The sequence below is a fragment of the Bradyrhizobium sp. 27S5 genome (assembly GCF_037217225.1).
Lineage (GTDB): Bacteria > Pseudomonadota > Alphaproteobacteria > Rhizobiales > Xanthobacteraceae > Bradyrhizobium > Bradyrhizobium septentrionale.
Window position 1 is genome coordinate 7,608,521 of record NZ_CP147714.1, and the last position, 17,045, is coordinate 7,625,565.

General features: G+C 57.8%; 8 protein-coding genes and 1 pseudogene. 4 read left to right on the plus strand and 5 right to left on the minus strand.

What is annotated here, in order from left to right:
• Nucleotides 1-63: 63 nt before the first annotated feature.
• Entirely contained in the window at nucleotides 64-8,349 is an 8,286-nt protein-coding gene (locus tag WDM24_RS35925; RefSeq protein WP_338829107.1) for a neuraminidase-like domain-containing protein, read from the plus strand.
• A gap of 449 nt (nucleotides 8,350-8,798) precedes the next feature.
• Here the strand turns inward: WDM24_RS35925 and WDM24_RS35930 are convergent, their stop codons facing one another.
• Nucleotides 8,799-9,437 carry an aminotransferase class I/II-fold pyridoxal phosphate-dependent enzyme gene (locus WDM24_RS35930; RefSeq protein ID WP_338829108.1) on the minus strand — a complete coding sequence of 213 codons (639 nt, stop codon included), beginning with the start codon at nucleotides 9,435-9,437 and terminating at the stop codon, nucleotides 8,799-8,801.
• 95 nt (nucleotides 9,438-9,532) lie between these two features.
• Here WDM24_RS35930 and WDM24_RS35935 point away from each other — a divergent pair, with 95 nt between their 5' ends.
• Nucleotides 9,533-9,829: a hypothetical protein gene (locus WDM24_RS35935; protein WP_338829109.1), complete on the plus strand. Its 297-nt coding sequence runs from the start codon at nucleotides 9,533-9,535 to the stop codon at nucleotides 9,827-9,829.
• Nucleotides 9,830-9,964: 135 nt separating this feature from the next.
• Here WDM24_RS35935 and WDM24_RS35940 read toward each other — a convergent pair whose 3' ends face one another.
• Entirely contained in the window at nucleotides 9,965-10,471 is a 507-nt protein-coding gene (locus tag WDM24_RS35940; RefSeq protein WP_338829110.1) for a hypothetical protein, read from the minus strand.
• 689 nt (nucleotides 10,472-11,160) lie between these two features.
• Between WDM24_RS35940 and WDM24_RS35945 the strand changes: the two genes are divergently transcribed.
• Nucleotides 11,161-11,817: a hypothetical protein gene (locus WDM24_RS35945; RefSeq protein WP_338829111.1), complete on the plus strand. Its 657-nt coding sequence runs from the start codon at nucleotides 11,161-11,163 to the stop codon at nucleotides 11,815-11,817.
• Nucleotides 11,818-12,113: 296 nt separating this feature from the next.
• Here the strand turns inward: WDM24_RS35945 and WDM24_RS35950 are convergent, their stop codons facing one another.
• The gene (locus tag WDM24_RS35950) at nucleotides 12,114-12,581 is read right to left on the minus strand and encodes a hypothetical protein (RefSeq protein ID WP_338829112.1); all 468 of its coding nucleotides are present in this window, start codon (nucleotides 12,579-12,581) and stop codon (nucleotides 12,114-12,116) included.
• A 334-nt stretch (nucleotides 12,582-12,915) separates the two neighbouring features.
• Between WDM24_RS35950 and WDM24_RS35955 the strand changes: the two genes are divergently transcribed.
• Nucleotides 12,916-15,090: a pentapeptide repeat-containing protein gene (locus WDM24_RS35955; protein ID WP_338829113.1), complete on the plus strand. Its 2,175-nt coding sequence runs from the start codon at nucleotides 12,916-12,918 to the stop codon at nucleotides 15,088-15,090.
• A gap of 281 nt (nucleotides 15,091-15,371) precedes the next feature.
• On the opposite strand, the gene WDM24_RS35960 is transcribed toward WDM24_RS35955, so the two are convergent.
• Nucleotides 15,372-16,723 (minus strand): IS3 family transposase gene (locus WDM24_RS35960; RefSeq protein WP_166208706.1). Its coding sequence is split into 2 segments (ribosomal slippage): nucleotides 15,372-16,387 and nucleotides 16,387-16,723, totalling 1,353 coding nucleotides; the frame shifts between segments, so codons are not numbered across the junction.
• 84 nt (nucleotides 16,724-16,807) lie between these two features.
• Nucleotides 16,808-17,041 (minus strand): annotated as a pseudogene (locus WDM24_RS35965) (CopG family transcriptional regulator); the annotation flags it as partial.
• Nucleotides 17,042-17,045: the final 4 nt, after the last annotated feature.

Sequence of the window (17,045 nt, forward strand, 5' to 3'; positions counted from 1 at the left end):
AGTGCAGATATCGGCCTGGACAAGGCGCAGACCGAGGCGCTGCTGTCGCTGCGTCGGGCCGCGATGCTCACCCAGGATCCGGCGGAAGTCGGCTTCCTCCTCTCCAGGGCTCCCGACGGCCGCAACCTGGACAGTGCGTTGAAAATCCAGTCGCGGGGCCAGGGCGCCTTCGCCGCCGCCTATGCGGACGCAATTGGCGCCCAGGTCGGCGGCGATCCCACCGCATTGAAGAAGCGCGCTGACCAGCTTTACAGCCGCGCCATAGCCCGCGCGGATGCCGTCGCGCATGCATTTGCAGAAGCGCAGTCCCTGGCTACCGCACAACACGTCGATGCGCTTTGTTCGCCCGACGACCGTAATCGCTTGCGCGAGCAAATGAAGACACCCGACGCCGGCGGCGCCACAAAGCTGCCCAGTTGGGAAATGCTGTTCGGTTCGCTGGACGCCTGTGCATGCGACGAATGCGATTCGATTTACGGGCCGGCGTCATACCTCGTCGACGTGCTGGAATATTTCAAAAAGCTCGAGGCGGGCAATCCGGGCGATGGCACGCCGGCGCCCTGCCTTGCGGCCCCCGCAAGCGCGAAGCACGTCTTCGACGTGCTGATGAGCCGCAGGCCCGATATCGGATACCTGGATCTCAATTGCGCAAACGCAATGACGCCGGTCCCCTATATCGACCTCGTCAACGAACTGCTGGAGGATTTCGTCGGGCGAAAGCCTCTGTGGCTGCCGATGAAACTGGAACCCGGCCCGATCCCGGACATCGTACTGAACGCGCTCAGGGCCAACGGCTTTCTCGAGGTGACCGGAAAAGCGAAGGTCACCGCGGACTCGCTCGACAACCGTCTGGTGCGGGATGAACGGGCTCTGATCCTGTTCAAGCGGGATGGGGAAGAGGCCGGTTGTCCTCGCTGGCTCGTCAGGCAACTGCGGCAGACCTACGGCACCGAAAAGGAAATCGCAGCTGCGCCTGAATACGTCAATCAGGAAGCTGTCAAAATGCTGAAAGGCAGCCACCTCGCGCTGGCGCTGCCGTTCGACGCGGATCGCGTCGAGGCGACGGCCTATCTGGGCAAGATGGGAACCGATCGGGCAACCATTATTCGGGCTCTGTCGAAAGAGCCCGACGGCACCACGGCGGATCGGCTGACTGCGGCGACCGAAGCGCTCGGTCTGACCTCTATCGAACGCCAGTTGATCACAACGCCGGATCCGAACCACCAGAGTGAATACTGGGCGGAGGCTTCGGAAACCATCCTGAAACGCATGGCGCAGCTACGCCGCTTTCTCGACAATACGGGTTTGACCACGGAGCCGGTTGGCAAGAGTCAGCTGGATGAACTGCTCGCCGGCGGCTTCATCAACCCTTGCGGAAAAACGCTCCATATCGTCCCCGACGATCCGACCGATACGTCCTCGCGATGCGACACCGAAAAAATGCGTATCGACGGGCTGGACAAGCCGGCCCTCGACAGGATCAATCGCTTCCTTCGGCTGTGGCGAAAGGTTCGCTGGCCGATGAACCTGCTCGACCGCCTGATCATGTCGCCGGCCGTCGGCAAGGGCGTGCTCGACAACGACTGCCTTGCACGCATCGCCGAAATCATCCGGCTTGGGACGGATATCGGTATCGACCCCACGAAGGTGGCACAATGGTTTGTCGACATCTCGATTCTCGGCGAGCCATCGGACTATCGCCGCATTTTCCTGCAGAAGGGCGATGACGGCCACCCCTACCAGGCGTTCCTGACAGATCAGTTCTGTCCACCGCCTCAATGCCAAACTGCCGACACACCCCCCTGCCCTGATCTGGCGAACCACAAGCCCGCCATTGCCAGAGCTATCGGAATTCCGCTGGAGCAACTGGAAGCGTTACTTGCCTATTGCGGCAACGAACCCGGTGCGAACGTCGCTGCCAAACTGTCGCTTGCCAACCTTTCCCGCGTATGGGCCTGGTTCCAATTCGCAAGAAAGTTTGGCCTCAACATGCGAGATTTGATCTCGCTGCTGTCGCTGCTCGGCATCAAGGATGCGCTCGCAGAGCCCGTCGTGACGCGAAAACTCTGTGAGGTCATCGCGCTACTGAAGAAGTGGCACATCGGTGTCGCCGACCTGCAGTTCTGGCTGCTTCACACGACACAAAATTCCGGGGAAGCAAAGAAGCGGGTCATTGCCGATACCGGAGTAGCGCGGCTGCTTTCGGATCTGCGCCTCAAGCTCAGAGCCGTCAGCGATGCACGACCTGCCAAGGAGATCACGCTTCCGGTTGAGGATTCGCAACATTCCGTCCTCGGCGACGGGATGACAGCCTGCGTCGAGAAACTGTCATCTGTGCTGTCGCAGATCGAGGGCCTTTCGGCGGAGGCAGCCCGGCAGATCGTGGCCCTCGTCCAGGAAAGAAAGACCCAGGAGGATGTCGACAGTCTGAAAGCCCTGCTGAAGGCGAAGCCGCTGGCAGACATCGCCGGCGTGAGCGCATCGGCCGATTTGGCGCCAGTCAACGCCAACGGTGCCTGGACCGAAACGGATGAGCAACCCGCCGGTCATGTCGCCCATCGGAAATGGGCGCACGACCTCGTGACCATTTTGCTCGACCACGTCGATATCGAGATGCGGACTGGCATCACCATTCAAGTCGTCAGCCAGTCCTTCAAGACACCTGTCGAGCAGGCTAAGGCGATCTTGCGCTGGTGCCGTATGCCCGATGGCGGCAAGCCGGCGAAAGGCGGCGAGTTGCTCGCCATTTTGTCCGCCCCGGCCTGGGCGCTGGACCCCGTGCCGACCGGCGCGACGCCCGAACTAAGAAAGGCAATCGAGGCGTTGTGGGACGGCGCATTGTGCGTCACCGACGATTGCATCGCCAATCTGGACGACAAGCAAAGAAAGTTCCGCGACGCCGTCTTGAAGGGAAATCCAATCGAGTCCTGGAACGAGCCACCCGCGCTCGCCGACGTCAAACAGTGGCGCGATCGGCTTAGCCAACTCTTCGTTGCAGTGCGGCTGGCTCACAAGATCTCCGGCTTCACCAATACCCTGAAGTTGCAGACGGAGGAGCAGCTGTTGTGGGGGCTGCTGCGGACGTCAGCAGCCCCCGATGCCAACCGGTTTCAACTGCTTGGCTGGTTTTCGCCGGATGAGATGCCTCTGACGGCCAACGGCACCGATGCCGCGGCCGATTACAAAAGGCTCGCCCTGCTGCTGCAGGGTCTCGAACTCATGGAAACGTATCCACTCAAGGAAACTCCCACCGATCCCAATGTCAAGATTGGCGCATCAACGGCGTTCGAACTTGCACTCCTGACCCCGAAGGACGCCAGCGGCAGCCCTTTGACCGGTCTGGATTCCATTCGCGACATCGTCAGCATCTGTTACCAGCTTTTTGGCTCACCTGACGTCAATTTACTGGACACCGCCGAGCGGCTGGATTTGCATCTTGACCGCACCCGCTTCAAGGTCGCCTCGACCTACCGGAGGCTCGCGCGCGCTGCAGACACGATCGGCAACCTCGGGATATCTTTCGCGGACCTCGACAAGCTCGTTGCGGAAGATGTGTCGCGCGAACTGGCGCTGGTTCTCCGCCAATGCCTGAAGCAAAAGTCGGATGAGTCGTCCTGGCTGGATACGCTGAAGGACATCCAGGGCCCCATTCGTGAACTGAAGCGCGACGCACTCGTCAGCTATCTGATAGCAGATCCGAGCCACGGCTGCTTCAAGGAAGCCAACGATCTGTACGATCACTTTCTGATCGATACGCAAATGTGCTCTTGCATGCCCACGTCACGCATCGTGCAGGCGCATGCCGTCGTGCAGTTGTTCGCTCAACGCTGCCTGATGGGTCAGGAGCCGTCAGTCGACCCCAGGGCCGACGACAACCACGGTAACGATTGGCAGGAGTGGCCGTGGATGCGAAATTACCGCGTCTGGCAGGCTAACCGCAAAATCTTCCTTTACCCGGAAAACTGGATCCAGCCGGATCTACGGGACGACAAGTCGCAATTCTTCAAGGAATTCGAACAGTCGCTGTCCCAGATTGAGGTCAATGATCTCAACGTTGAAATCCCCGCACGAACATATCTCGACAAGCTCGACGACGCGGCCTTCATGGAAGTGCTGGCGATCCACTATCAGGACACCGAGTATTCCGAGAACGGCAAGAAGGAAGGTCGCGTGCTGCACGTCGTGGCGCGTACCAAGGGAGGCGATCCTTCGCTCTACTACTATCGACGGTTTGTCGAGGAGAAGTATTGGACCGCCTGGGAGAAAATCGACCTCGACATCGCGACAGATCATGTCTTGCTGTTTGTCCGCAACAATCGCCTGAACATCGCATGGCCGATTTTTGCTGATGTCACGGATGAGTCAGCCAAGATCGAGGTTCCGAACCCCACGGCGGGAAAGAAAGAAGCAATTCCGACCGCTCCCAGGGGATGGAGCATCCAGCTTGCCATGAGCGAGCGCAGCAATGGCCTCTGGCAGCCCAAGCGAACTTCAAAAGAAGCCATACGATCGCCGAAGCTCGTGAATGCTGCGAGCGACCAGATGGCGCTCGAGCGCAAGCGATGCCGTTTTGTCATTCGAGATCAGGAGCCGCGCGGCGTTTCTTTCCCGGCCGAAGATCATCCGGAGTTCGGTTTCTTCATCATCGCATCTTCGATGGTGGGGTCAGCCAAGGATGACAAGGGTAATGAAAACTACGTGCCATTGCCGCCTGAAGCCGAACCGACGCTGATGGGAGCCTTCAATCTCGCGGGTTGCCGCGGATATCCGGAGTTGGTCTCTCCCGAAACGTTGAAGAAGATCGGGACCTCGGCAGCAACCGCTCTCCCGCGGTTTAAGGATAGCGCGCTCGAAACCCAGCGATGGATCGAAAAGGACAACGATGCTGACGACGACCTCGTCGTCGAGGGTTTGGTAGCAAACAATTTTGCTCCCACCGGGGTACTGGGGGCAACGCCAGGCATATTCAAGATTACCACCACGCAACAGACCACCCTGGTCGACGATGTCCTGTCAAACCTGCTGAAGATGCTTGGTCAAGTTCCGGTCCGCTGGCAACCAAGCGGCATCTTCGTGCCCTTCTTCTACGAGGACGGACGCCGGGGGTATGTTGCAATTCCGACGATGTGCCCCGGGGATCGTGAGCCTGCGACGATCAGCAAGATCGTGGCCAATCTGCAGGAGCTCGGCGTCCGCGAAGCCGCCAAGCCCGGAAAAACGTGGCATGACCTAGTCGATCAATGGAGCAAGGACACGGACCAGCAGGCGGCATTCGACTCGTTGACCAAACAACTGATCGGCTGCTTCGGCCTGAATTTCCATGCGTTCTATCACCCCTTCATCTGCTTCCTGAAGCGGAGTCTGGCGGCGGGCGGGTTCGAACGGCTCATGAATGCCTCGCCGCTTGAGTGGGATGGTGACCACCAGTTTGAAGGCTTGTTCAAGCCTCATCCGGCCGTGCTGACACCATACCCGAAGGAGACAAGCGGCTTCAGCTTCGATCGCATAGACGGTTATGCCAGTTACAACTGGGAGATCTTCTATCACCTGCCGTCGCTGGTCTCGCAAAAGCTTGTCCTCAGTCAGAAGTTCGAAGATGCGCAGCGCTGGTCTCACTTCATCTTCAATCCCAGCGGCCTGCCTGCGCCGAAGCTTGGCGATGATAGCGGCGCAAAGCTGAAGGCTCTACCCAAAGGGCCCGGCCGCTATTGGATGACAAAACCGTTCCGTGACCGGGACAGTCAACCCAATCCTTTGGAAACCTATGTCGGGCAGCGGATTGAATACATCCTCGCTTCGTTGAACGATCCGAACAATCAGGACGTGGGCAGGTTTTGGCAGGACGAAGTCACACAATGGCGGCGGAATCCGTTCGTGCCGCATCAAATCGCGCGTGGCAGGACAGTGGCCTTCCAAAAAGCCACTGTCATGGCCTACCTCGATACAATCATTCAATGGGGAGATTACCTGTTTCGGCAGGATACCCGCGAGTCGGTCAACGCGGCCCTTCAACTCTACACAACCGCCGAGCGTCTGCTTGGCCCCCGGCCAAGGGTCGTCAAGGCTCCCGGCACATTCCACAGCCGCACTTATCGCGAACTGGAAGTGGCCATTCACGGCGCCGAGATCGACGGCTTCGATTCTTTCGGAAATAGCCTGGTAGAGCTGGAAAGCCTGCTGCCACCGCAGCCGGACGCATCCGAGACTGTTATTCCCAGCATGCCACCCCTGCCCGCAGGGGCGCTGTTGAAAGTTCCTTACTTCTGCATTCCGCGCAATGAAAAGCTGATGGGCTACTGGGATACTGTCGCCGACCGGCTGTACAAAATAAGACATTGCCAGAATATCGAAGGGGTCGAGCGACAACTTGCGCTGTTCGCACCGCCGATCGATCCGGGCTTGCTTGTCAGGGCGGTAGCGGCCGGCCTCAGTATCGGAGATGTGCTTTCACAGGGAGCCGGCGAACTGCCTCAATATCGCTTCGCGACGCTCGCGCAGAAGGCGGGTGAGTTGACGCAAATGGTCATCAGCCTCGGAAATGCCTTGCTGCAAGCAATTGAGAAGAAGGAAGCCGAGGCGCTGGCGCGGCTTCGTTCCAATCAGGAGATCGACCTTCTGAAGCTGGTGCGGCAGATCAAGCTGAACCAGGTTCAGGAAGCGCTGCAGAACCAGGCGGGTCTCGAACGCACAAAGGCCGTTACGGAAGCGAGGCGCGACTTCTATCGTGACATCAAGTACACGATAGGCACCGAAGAAAAGTCGCTCGAGCTGAATGAGGAAGGCGCCCGCCTTGGAACAGCAGGGCTTGTTTTCAGCACAGCGGCGAACATTGCATTCCTTATCCCGACCTTCAAGTTTGGAGGCTGGGGATTTGGCGGCGCTCCTGGCGCCGATGCGGAGTGGGGTGGCGATAATATAGGTAAGGCCGCGAGCGCGATGGGGCAATTTCTTGGTGGCTTGGGCGGCTTGCAGCGAGAAGCAGCCGGCACATTGCTGACGAGAGCGGGATACGAGCGCCGCTGGGACGAATGGAAGCTGCAGGAAAGGCTTGCAGACCGGGAACTCGCCCAAATCGATCGGCAGATCTCTGCAGCCGAGATCAGGGTTGAGATAGCGAAGGAAGAGCTCTCCAATCACGACAAGCAAAGAGAGCAGGCCGAAGAACTCCTGGCTTATCTGAAGGACCGCAAATTCACCAACGTCGATCTCTATGACTGGATGATCGCGCAAATTTCCGCGACTTACTTTCAGTCGTGGCAGATGGCCCAGCGGTTTGCCCTCCAGGTTGAGCGCGCCTTCCACTTCGAGCTTGGTCCGAAAGACACACAGTTCGAGAGTTATGTTCGGCCCCGCGGCTGGGATAGCTTGCACAAGGGACTGCTCGCCGGCGACGCACTGCTGTTTGACCTGAAGCGAATGGAGGTCGACTATCTGGCGCGCAATCGCCGGGAACTGGAGATCACAAAGCACATCTCGCTCGTGCGCCTCAACCCGGACGCCCTGATCACGCTCAAGGCTGCAGGCCGGTGCGAGATCGAACTGGACGAACTGCTGTTCGATGTGGACTATCCGGGCCACTATTTCAGACGAATCAAGAGCGTGGCTCTGAGCATCCCTTGTGTGGCAGGACCTTATGCCAGCGTGAACTGCACGTTGACGCTGACGAAGAGCCAGATAAGGATCAAACAGGCCAGGCTAGATGACGAGGGAGACGAAGAAAATCTTCTGAGAAACTTTTCGCGCATCCAGTCGATTGCCACAAGTACGGGCCAGAACGACAGCGGAATGTTCGAGGTCAACTTCCGCGACGAGCGGTACCTGCCGTTTGAGGGTGCGGGTGCGGCGAGCACCTGGACGCTGGAACTGATACCGGATGACAACCGCGAACTGGACTTCGACACACTCACAGACGTGATCATGCACGTGAAGTACACGGCGCGACAGGGTTCGAAGCAATTCGGGGACACTCGCCGCAAGACAATCAGCCGACCGGTCGTCCATCGTCTGTTTGTTCTTCCGGACGAATTTGCCGGCGAATGGAATCGTTTCAAGAATCAAAAGCAGGACGCCGACGGGAGGCGCACCCTTACCCTGGAGAACTTCAAGGATCGACTTCCCTATTTTTCGTCGGGACTTTCCGGCAATGCCGCACGCGTCCGCATCGTTAGTCTGGAACATGGGGCGGTCAATCCGGGGTTCTTTTTCAAACAATCATCGAAGCCGGACCAAAGCGCCACCGAATGGGAGGAGCCTATTGCCCTTGGGCAATGGGAATTCAGCTGCGCGGCGGACACGATTCCCAAACTGGGGCTTCTGGTGAGCGTGGCGGAGAAACCGGCAAAAAGCTGAACCAGCGCGAGAGATTGTTTTTCGACACGCAACCGATCTGATTTATGATAGCGCCCATGGCGATGCATCTGCGTGTTCACTCGCGCTCGCTCAGTTCCGGCGGGTGAGCCACAGTAACAGAGTGCAACTGATATGAGCCACGACGGGGACACGGACCGTTGCTTGGGATGGAACACGGAACAAACACTTAATAGACTACACCGCAAGCCGCGTTGAGATGTCGCCGAGATCACGCTGGCCATGTCATTCGAGTGCTGATAACAGCCGCCTAAGCCGACGTTCCATCACGCAGACGACGGCGTCAGGATTGTTCGCGAGGCAAGATCCGCAGTTTTGCGCTCCGTAACGCCAAACACGGCATCGGCCGCGGTTGAGGCCGCGGCCGATGATCTCTTCTAGAACGCTTCTTGAGTGGCATATTTCCACACGGCGATCACGTATATGGGGCGTTAAGCCGCTTCATGGAAATACTCCACAGCTGAGCCGATGCGCGTAACAGCCTCCTTGAGGACTTCGGTAGGCTCGTTCAGCGCGAGGCGAATGAACTGGTCGAAGCCGTCACCAAAGGATGATCCTTCAGAGATGAGGACGCCCGCCGCCGCCGCACACTCTTTCAGTATCTTCGTGGAGCCGACCGCAGACGGGACACGGGCCCACACGAACATCCCGCTTTGATTCTCCGTCTCCGTGTCGACTTCGAACCCCAAGTGCCGGAGACCAGGGACGACGGCAACGCGCCGAGCGATGATGTCGGCACGAAAGCCGTCGACGCCCGGCATATCGGACCAAGCACATTCTGCCACCCGCTGGTTTGCGTAAGGCACGCCATTCATCGCAGCGTACCGCGCTTTCAAGGTCGCAACCCAGCTTTTTTCGCCAATCACCGCGCCAGCGCGATATCCGCAGGCCTTGAATGGCTTCGAGATGCTGATGATCTCGATCGCGTTCGGGTCTATCCGGGACGAGTTACCAGAGTCTCGGCTTTCGCAAATGACGTTCCTGCCATGCTCGCAGCGAGGTGATTGAGAAGGACTGCTCGGACAACGATCTGTTGTCGTTTTTGCGCTCGTTAGATCCCGAAACGACATTGAACATATTCCCTCAGCAGAACCCCGATCAAATGTGCTTCCGTGTCGTATTCGCCGAGACCGGTCTCATTTTGGAGGCTGGTTGGGGACAGGCCATGTATGTCTTCGAATCCGAACGTGGCCATCATCCGATCGTCTCGTGCCGCGGCAGTTCGGCGGATGAACTCCGGGTTCCTGAGATAGCTGCTACCGAACGATTGTCGTCTGCTGTCGAAATTTTCGTAAGTAGCCAGCGTCGTCATTTGCAAGGGATCTACGAGACTCTGCCCGCGCTGCTCGGTGCCAAGCATCTGGCGATCGAGGGCTACTTCGATCCCGCGACCAGCAAACTCGTTATTGTCGACATGGATATACCGTTGGATTTGGCGTGGAACAGAGGATCTGCAAATTGACCTTACCCCGCCATTTCGCTTGATATGTGGGTCATCGCGTGACCCGCTTCGATGAGTAACCAAATTGACTTAGCTAACTTCTTGCCGATCCAACAGGTGTAACCCACGGCTCCGCTACCGACCGAAGAGCAATCGTCATCCTGGCGCGCATAGTCGGTTGGCCAAGTCAGGCGCCGCCCCAAGTGCCTCGATATCCGCCGGCTCTATGTCCTGAAATTTTGGCGACTTTCCTCGAAGCACTCTGATTGCGTCTGGCGAGGCTTTCAACAGGGATCGAACGTCAGCAAGATACTGCTTGCGAACGAAATCAAGTCTATCCTCTTCCCCCGCCGGGGCGTGGTCTAAACCAAAAAGCGTAGCCACCCCCTCTTCCAGACGAGTGATCTTGAAATTGTGCGCCAAGCAGTGAACCGCCTCGTGGGCGAGTTGATACTGAAGCGTGGGTTCATCGGTCAAGAGCGCCTCGCCGACCGCGACCATCAAAATAACAGCTCCGTGCTCTTGTTTTGAGAAGAGCGTAATCGGATTGCCGACTCGAGCAAACCCAACGGCAGTTAGCGCAACGGGCTGTCGCGGTCCGAACTTCGCTTCGGCCTGAGCAATTAGGCTTTCAAGTCTTGCGAGCGGGTCCGTAATCGACATGAGCCTTCTCCAGGAAAGTGGCCGTGGTCGGCTTCCTTCTTCGTTGCTCAAAAGATAACCACATAATTTTATTTCCTAGCAAACCAAACTAACGGGAGACGCCTGAGAGTGGCAACCATGAACAGCGCGAACCGGCTCGTCCTATATCCGAAACAGCGATAATGCCGAGTTGACAGCTAGTGCGCGTTCGATTGGGTACCTAATGCTTGTTTGAGCGTCAGTTCACCGCGTGGGGAACGTCAGGACGTTAGGTGCGCATTCGGTCACCCCATCCGGTGCCACACCGAGGCCCTTCTGTGCGACCACGACCACGCCGCGTAATAAGACTTTGCGTTGCGTGTCGTCCTTCAGTTCGGCCGATGCTTCCACGAGCGTGAGAATGTGCTGCAGTGCTTCACTAGGTGTCACTGTTGCGACCTCCTATTGATTGTCCGGCAAACGATACGCCAGCCCTGCCGGATGCGCGAGGTTCTCTTTGGGGCACCTCGGAGATGGTTCGGAAGTCGCACTCTTCCGACATGCTAGAGCAGATGTGGCTGTCGGGTAGTCAAAACGACGCGAATGACCCACTTCGGAAGTCGGGGGTCCAAGTTTGCTGAGACGCACGCACGACAGGCCTGCTCTCAACGTGATAGGACTGCCTCTGGGAGTGCGGCGGTCTGGCCGCTCGTGGTGAAAGCGTGGACGAAATGAGAGCGATTATCTGTTCTACATTGATGATTCTGATAATCACGACGGCAGGCGCGCAAGCACAAGGATGCACGCCAAATCATGAGTTGTATCGGATCGTCCCAGAATATCGGGCAATTATGTTGGACGGCGGCGAGATCAAACGTGTGATGTTCGTCGATTCGAAAGATGAGAGGTTAAAGCTGTGGAAGCCGGGTCATAACATTACGTATTGCCCCGACGAGAACAAGACGATCAATACAACGATCAATTCCGTTGCAACGCTGCTTTCTGAGTTCGCGGCTACATCATGCAAACCGCTCCCGATCAGCGATGCGATTGACCGCTGGCTACAGAAAGCTTGGGATTACACTAACGCCCCCAACGGCGATCCGAGCGCGTTCGTTAATGAAGCAAAATCCAACCTTGGATGGTACTATTTAGTTTGCACCGACCACGCGGGGGACAACTGGTTCGAGAACAAGGGGTTCAAGGATTTTCTGTATGTCGCGGCATCCCTGACAAGGATCAACATGGCGATTGACGACCCTGCCAACGCAAGCACCTATAAGGCACGGGCAGTCCAATACGAGAAATGGCGGGACACTCTGTATGCGGCCGAGGGCGAGAAGAGTTTCGCTCGGCGAATCTGGGAGCGCTTAACCGCATCCCATTGACCGCGCGCTCGCCGCCGTTGCGTGCTGCCGACGCACAAGGAGTTTCTGCTGCAAGTGCTCGCGGCCGGTTTTGGGCCGTTTCGGACTTGGCGTGATACCCGATTGACGTCCGCAAAGGGGTCCAGAGCGGATATCAAGAGCCGGTGCCCGCGAGCACCTTGGGACCACATAGGCCACCCGCTGGAAAGCGAACACCCCTACTGTTGCCTCGGGGGCTGACGCCTACCGCGCAGGGGACGTCGTGACTTTAGGTGCGCTTTCGACGGAGCCATTGGTTCGACCCATTGCCCTCAGAGTTAAGGAGAAATCGTGCGAGGCTCTGGCGGCTCATCGTGATTGTGATCCCAAGTGCGATAGAGCCAAGGCATAACTTTTTCCAACTCGGTGAACCGCGAATCGGGATGCAGTTCTGCAGCGACGGGCCGTAACGCCGTCATCACCTCGTCGGGGGCAAAAAGCCACGGACGAACTGGCCAATCTGATGGCAATGAAGCGTCTTCTCGCAGAGTCTGTAAGATCACCGGCCAGTGTTCGCGCCACGATCTAAGCCTCGCGATTAGAGCAGGAGCTTTCTTTGCGTATGTCACCTCACAGAGAAATACCTGTTTGAGACGCATGTGAACCGCCAGTACGTCTACGTACCAATGAGGCTTCTGGTATTGCTTGGACTTATCTAAGTTCCCCCGCAGCCAGAACTCCGGGTTAATGAAAACGGATCGGTCAGCCCGTAGATACTCTGCCACCACACCTTGAAAATAATCCATCAACTCCTCTCTAGCCTCTACACGGGTACTACTCGCGCATTATCACTCCGGGTTGTAGCACATTCCTTGCTGAGGATATCAAGGGTCACTGCTAAAATACGAACACCCCCGCCGTGACCTCGGTGGCGGCCGCGACGGCCTGACGGTCCGCATCGAATGAACGATACGCCAGCCCTGCCGGATGCGCGAGGTTCTCTTTGGGGCACCTCGGAGATGGTTCGGAAGTCGCACTTTTCCCGACATACCGGGCCGGTCGCTCTGAACGGACGGACGCGGTTCTAATGCGCGCTAGACTGTGATAATGTTTGTCCATGTGTCGTCAGCGGGTGCACCAATGGGCGCCAATCTGGACCCCTTCGATGTTGAAGCGCTGGAGAAGTCACTCAACGACTCGGCTACGCGCGTCTCATCCATCTGGGTTAGCTTTCTGGTCTTCGGGCTCTATCTGGTCATAACGGCGGGTACGGTGACGCACCGCCAGCTCTTGCTGGAAGATCCGCTCAAGCTCCCTGTACTCAATATCGATCTGCCGTTGGTCGGCTTCTTCTTTCTCGCGCCAATCCTGTTAGTGGTCTTTCATGGCTATGTGCTGATCCAGGTGCTGCTGCTCGCGCGCACCGCGGCCTCCTATAGCGAAGCCCTCAAGTACAACATCAAGATAGCTGCCGATAACGCGCGAGTTCGCCAACGCCTTGCCAATACGCTATTCGCACAGATCTTCGCTGGCTCCCCACGCGAGCGCGATGGATGGCTGGGCTGGTTATTGAAGGTGATGGCCTGGCTCACGCTCGCCGTCGCCCCGACGCTCATACTCCTGCTCTTTCAGTTCAACTTTCTGCCCTACCACAGCCATCTCGTTACTTGGACGCTTCGCTTGTTGACGTTGGTCGAGCTAACGACGGTCTTCCTGTTGTGGCCGCTTGCGCTCGACCCGGAGCGCGACATCGAATGGCGTCGCGTCGTCACAAATCCAATTGCATTGGCCGCCGTCGCATTGTTCGGCTTCATTTCGCTTTCGCTATTCACTTTCCCCGGTGAGCCACACATCAATCGGTTCGCGGGGCAGCCTCTCGATACGGTGGAATGTAAACGTTGGTTCTATGCAGAGGATCGGGGCCAGTTCCTTGCCCAATACTGGGCAAGATGGAATTCGTTTGATCGCCTAGTACTGCCGCTCGACGTCGTTGACGATGAGAAGCTGGCCAAAATTGAGAAAGCAACGGCCGATAGGAAACTACAACCTTATGAAGGCGAACGAACACGGATTTTCCGGGACCGCGACCTCAATTGCAGCGACCTCGCTGATTCCGACCTTCGCCGCGTCGACCTCACGGCAGCGCAGCTTGTTGGTGCGAATTTGAACAGAGCGGACCTTCGAGGAGCATCAATCGATTTCGCCAATCTTCGCCGCGCATCCCTACATAGGGCTGACCTTCGCAACGCGTCCCTCAAGCACGCCAGGCTACATAGCGCCTCACTCATGGGCGCACAGCTCCAGGGCGCGTTCCTCGAAGCAGCTATGGCTTATGGTGCAAACCTCAGCGCTGCCAATCTTGACGGAGCATACCTCCGTCTTGCGATGCTTAGCGGTGCAATCCTCAGTGGGACTCTCAGGGGCGCCAACCTCCAAAGCGCCAAGCTTCAGGGGGCAAATCTGAGCTCCGCCTGGCTTGAGGGCGCTTTACTCGACTACGCGGAGCTTCAAGGCGCATCGCTCTTTGAAGCCCGGCTTGGGGGCGCCTCACTCGTTCGAGCTCAACTTCAGGGCGCCGACCTGCGGAGCATCAGGCTAACAGATGCCAAAATTGGTGCCGCTGTGTGGCGTGCTCAGCTCCCACTCGGTTTCCTTTTTCGCCCAGAGTGTGGAGGCGCTCACGTACAAGAGATTGATTCGGCCTCGATCATTCAGTTTTATTACGACGAAAAACTAATTGATTTGAACGGCGAAGAAGTTCGACCAATTCAGGCAACGCCGGAGGCAATATCCTCTTTTATCGAAGAGTCTGTCTCTTATATTTTGGACTCCGAGGTGAAAGAAACAGTGAAGAACCGGATGCGCTACCGGCTTATCGTTGATCCAATCGACGATGACGTGCTCGCGAAGGAATGGGCGGAGTGCAAGAAAGCCTCGACCCAAATCCCTCAAGTAGAGTTCGACAAGAGGCACGCCGACTTTCTGCGCGACCTTGCTTGCGACGCCAACGTAAGTCGAAACGCGATTGCCAAGGGAATTATATCCAACTGGATCTCGGTTGAGAAGGATCGTCGCGACTTCTCCGCCCAGCTTGCTCGTGGGCTGCTTGGCGAGGGCGGCAAGCATTGCTTCGCAGCCAAGGACTTCGACGAAGATGACAAAGAGAAACTACGTGAGGCGATCACCCTCATAGAGGCGCAGAAGGCTTCTTCTCTCGCTGTGCCTGCGCCGTCTCCTGTGGTGCCTCCACCTGTCGTTACGCTTGAGCCTGATCCAGTTCGCTCGCCTGCCCAGAGATCTGCGGCCCCGAAATGAACCTTTGACGCTATCTCACAGAATTTGCCCGCTGGAAAAATATTGGTCGTAATTGTGCCGCCGAATTATCGTTCGCCCGCCGCTGCAAATCGCATTGAAGGGCCGCAGGCACTATTCTTTGGGACCATCGCCGACGTTTGCAACAGAATTGGTTTCAGAGCGGACATCAAGAGCCTATCCCCGGCGAGAATCTTGGGACCACATAGGTGTCCGTCGTCAGATAATTTGAGACTAATCAGGCTTTTCGAGAAGGGAGGCTCTGGCTCATCTGTTGTTGGAGTTTAAGCGGCCTGCAGTTGGTGCTGCAAGCGGCGGTTTGCGATGGTCTCACGCTTGATGCGCTGTCGTTCGGTTAGGATGGTCTCGGCTCTGCCGAAGTAGACGTCAGCCGGGGTCAGGTTTTTGATGCTCTCATGATAGCGGACGTGGTTGTAATGCTCGACGAAGGCGCCGATCTGCCGTTCGAGGTGGTGAGGTAGATAATAGTTCTCGAGCAGAATGCGGTTCTTCAGGGTCTGATGCCAGCGCTCGATCTTTCCCTGGGTTTGGGGATGATACGGAGCGCCGCGCACGTGCTGCATGCCCTTGTGTTCGAGCCACCTGGCCAGATCGTCCGCGACGTAACTCGAACCATTGTCGCTGAGAAGCCTCGGCCGGTGCGCGACGGTGATGTGGTCAAGGCCGGAGGCCGCGAGTGCCTGGTCGAGTGTGGCCGTGACGTCGGAGGCACACATCGTGGGACCAAGCCTCCAGGCGACGATGTAACGCGAGAAGTCATCGAGCACGGTCGACAGGTAGTACCAGCCCCAGCCGGTGATCTTGAGGTAGGTAAAGTCGGTCTGCCAGAGCTGGTTGATGGCGGTGGTCTTGTCCTTGAACTCGTTCGCCGCCTTGATCACCACATAGGCGGGGCTGGTGATGAGGTCATGCGCCTTCAGCAGCCGATAGACCGATGCCTCGGAGACAAAATACTTCCGTTCGTCGGTGAACCGCACGGCCAGCTCGCGCGGCGACAGCTCGGGCAGCTCCAGCGCCAGGTCGATGATCTGGCCCCGCACATCGTCGGGGATGCGATTCCATATCCGGTCAGGTCGAGACCGGTGGTCAGCCAGCGCCTCGACGCCGCCATCACGATAGCGATCATACCATCTATAAAACGTGGCGCGTGGGATCCCGAGCTTGTCCAGCGTGCGCTTGGCCGGCAGGTGCGACTGCTCGACCAACTGGATGATCTCGGCCTTCTCGGACGCAGGATATCTCATGCCTCGTCCTCCCCATCCCCGTTCATGCTTTTTTTGAGTAGGCGGTTCTCAAGGGTGAGGTCGGCCACGACTTCCTTCAATGCGGCCGTCTCACGACGGAGATCCGTCACCTCGCCGGAGGTCGCCGCACGCGCCGTATCGCCCGCCAGGCGGCGCTTACCGGCTTCGAGGAACTCCTTCGACCAGCCGTAATACATTGAGGCGGCAATGCCCTCACGCCGGCAGAGCTCGGAGATGTTCTCCTCGCCCCGCAGTCCTTCCAGCACGATGCGGATCTTCTCTTCCGCCGAATACTGCCGGCGGGTCTGGCGCCGAATGTCCCTTAGTACCTGTTCTGCCGGCGCTTTGCCCGGTCCGGATTTCTGCTTCATCTTCGCTCCTGGTGGCTACGATGAACCAGAAATCCTCCCTCCGCAAAATCCTTCAATTTGTCTCACACGCCCTGACGGCAAACAAGCCAGGGTTTCGGCCGTCAAACCGACATCACGCTCCAGCCTCTGCATCTGACGAGATAGCCGGTCCAGGCGACGGGTAAAGGCTGCTTCCCGCCTGTCCCCTCCATCCGGTGACAGAAACGAAGCTACTGCCGCTTCCACAATCGCGGACCGGGAAAGCTTCTTGCGATCGGCCAGTTCCGAGATCTGCTTCAGGAGTTCCGGCGGGAAATACACGTTCATCCGGTCGCGCATAATG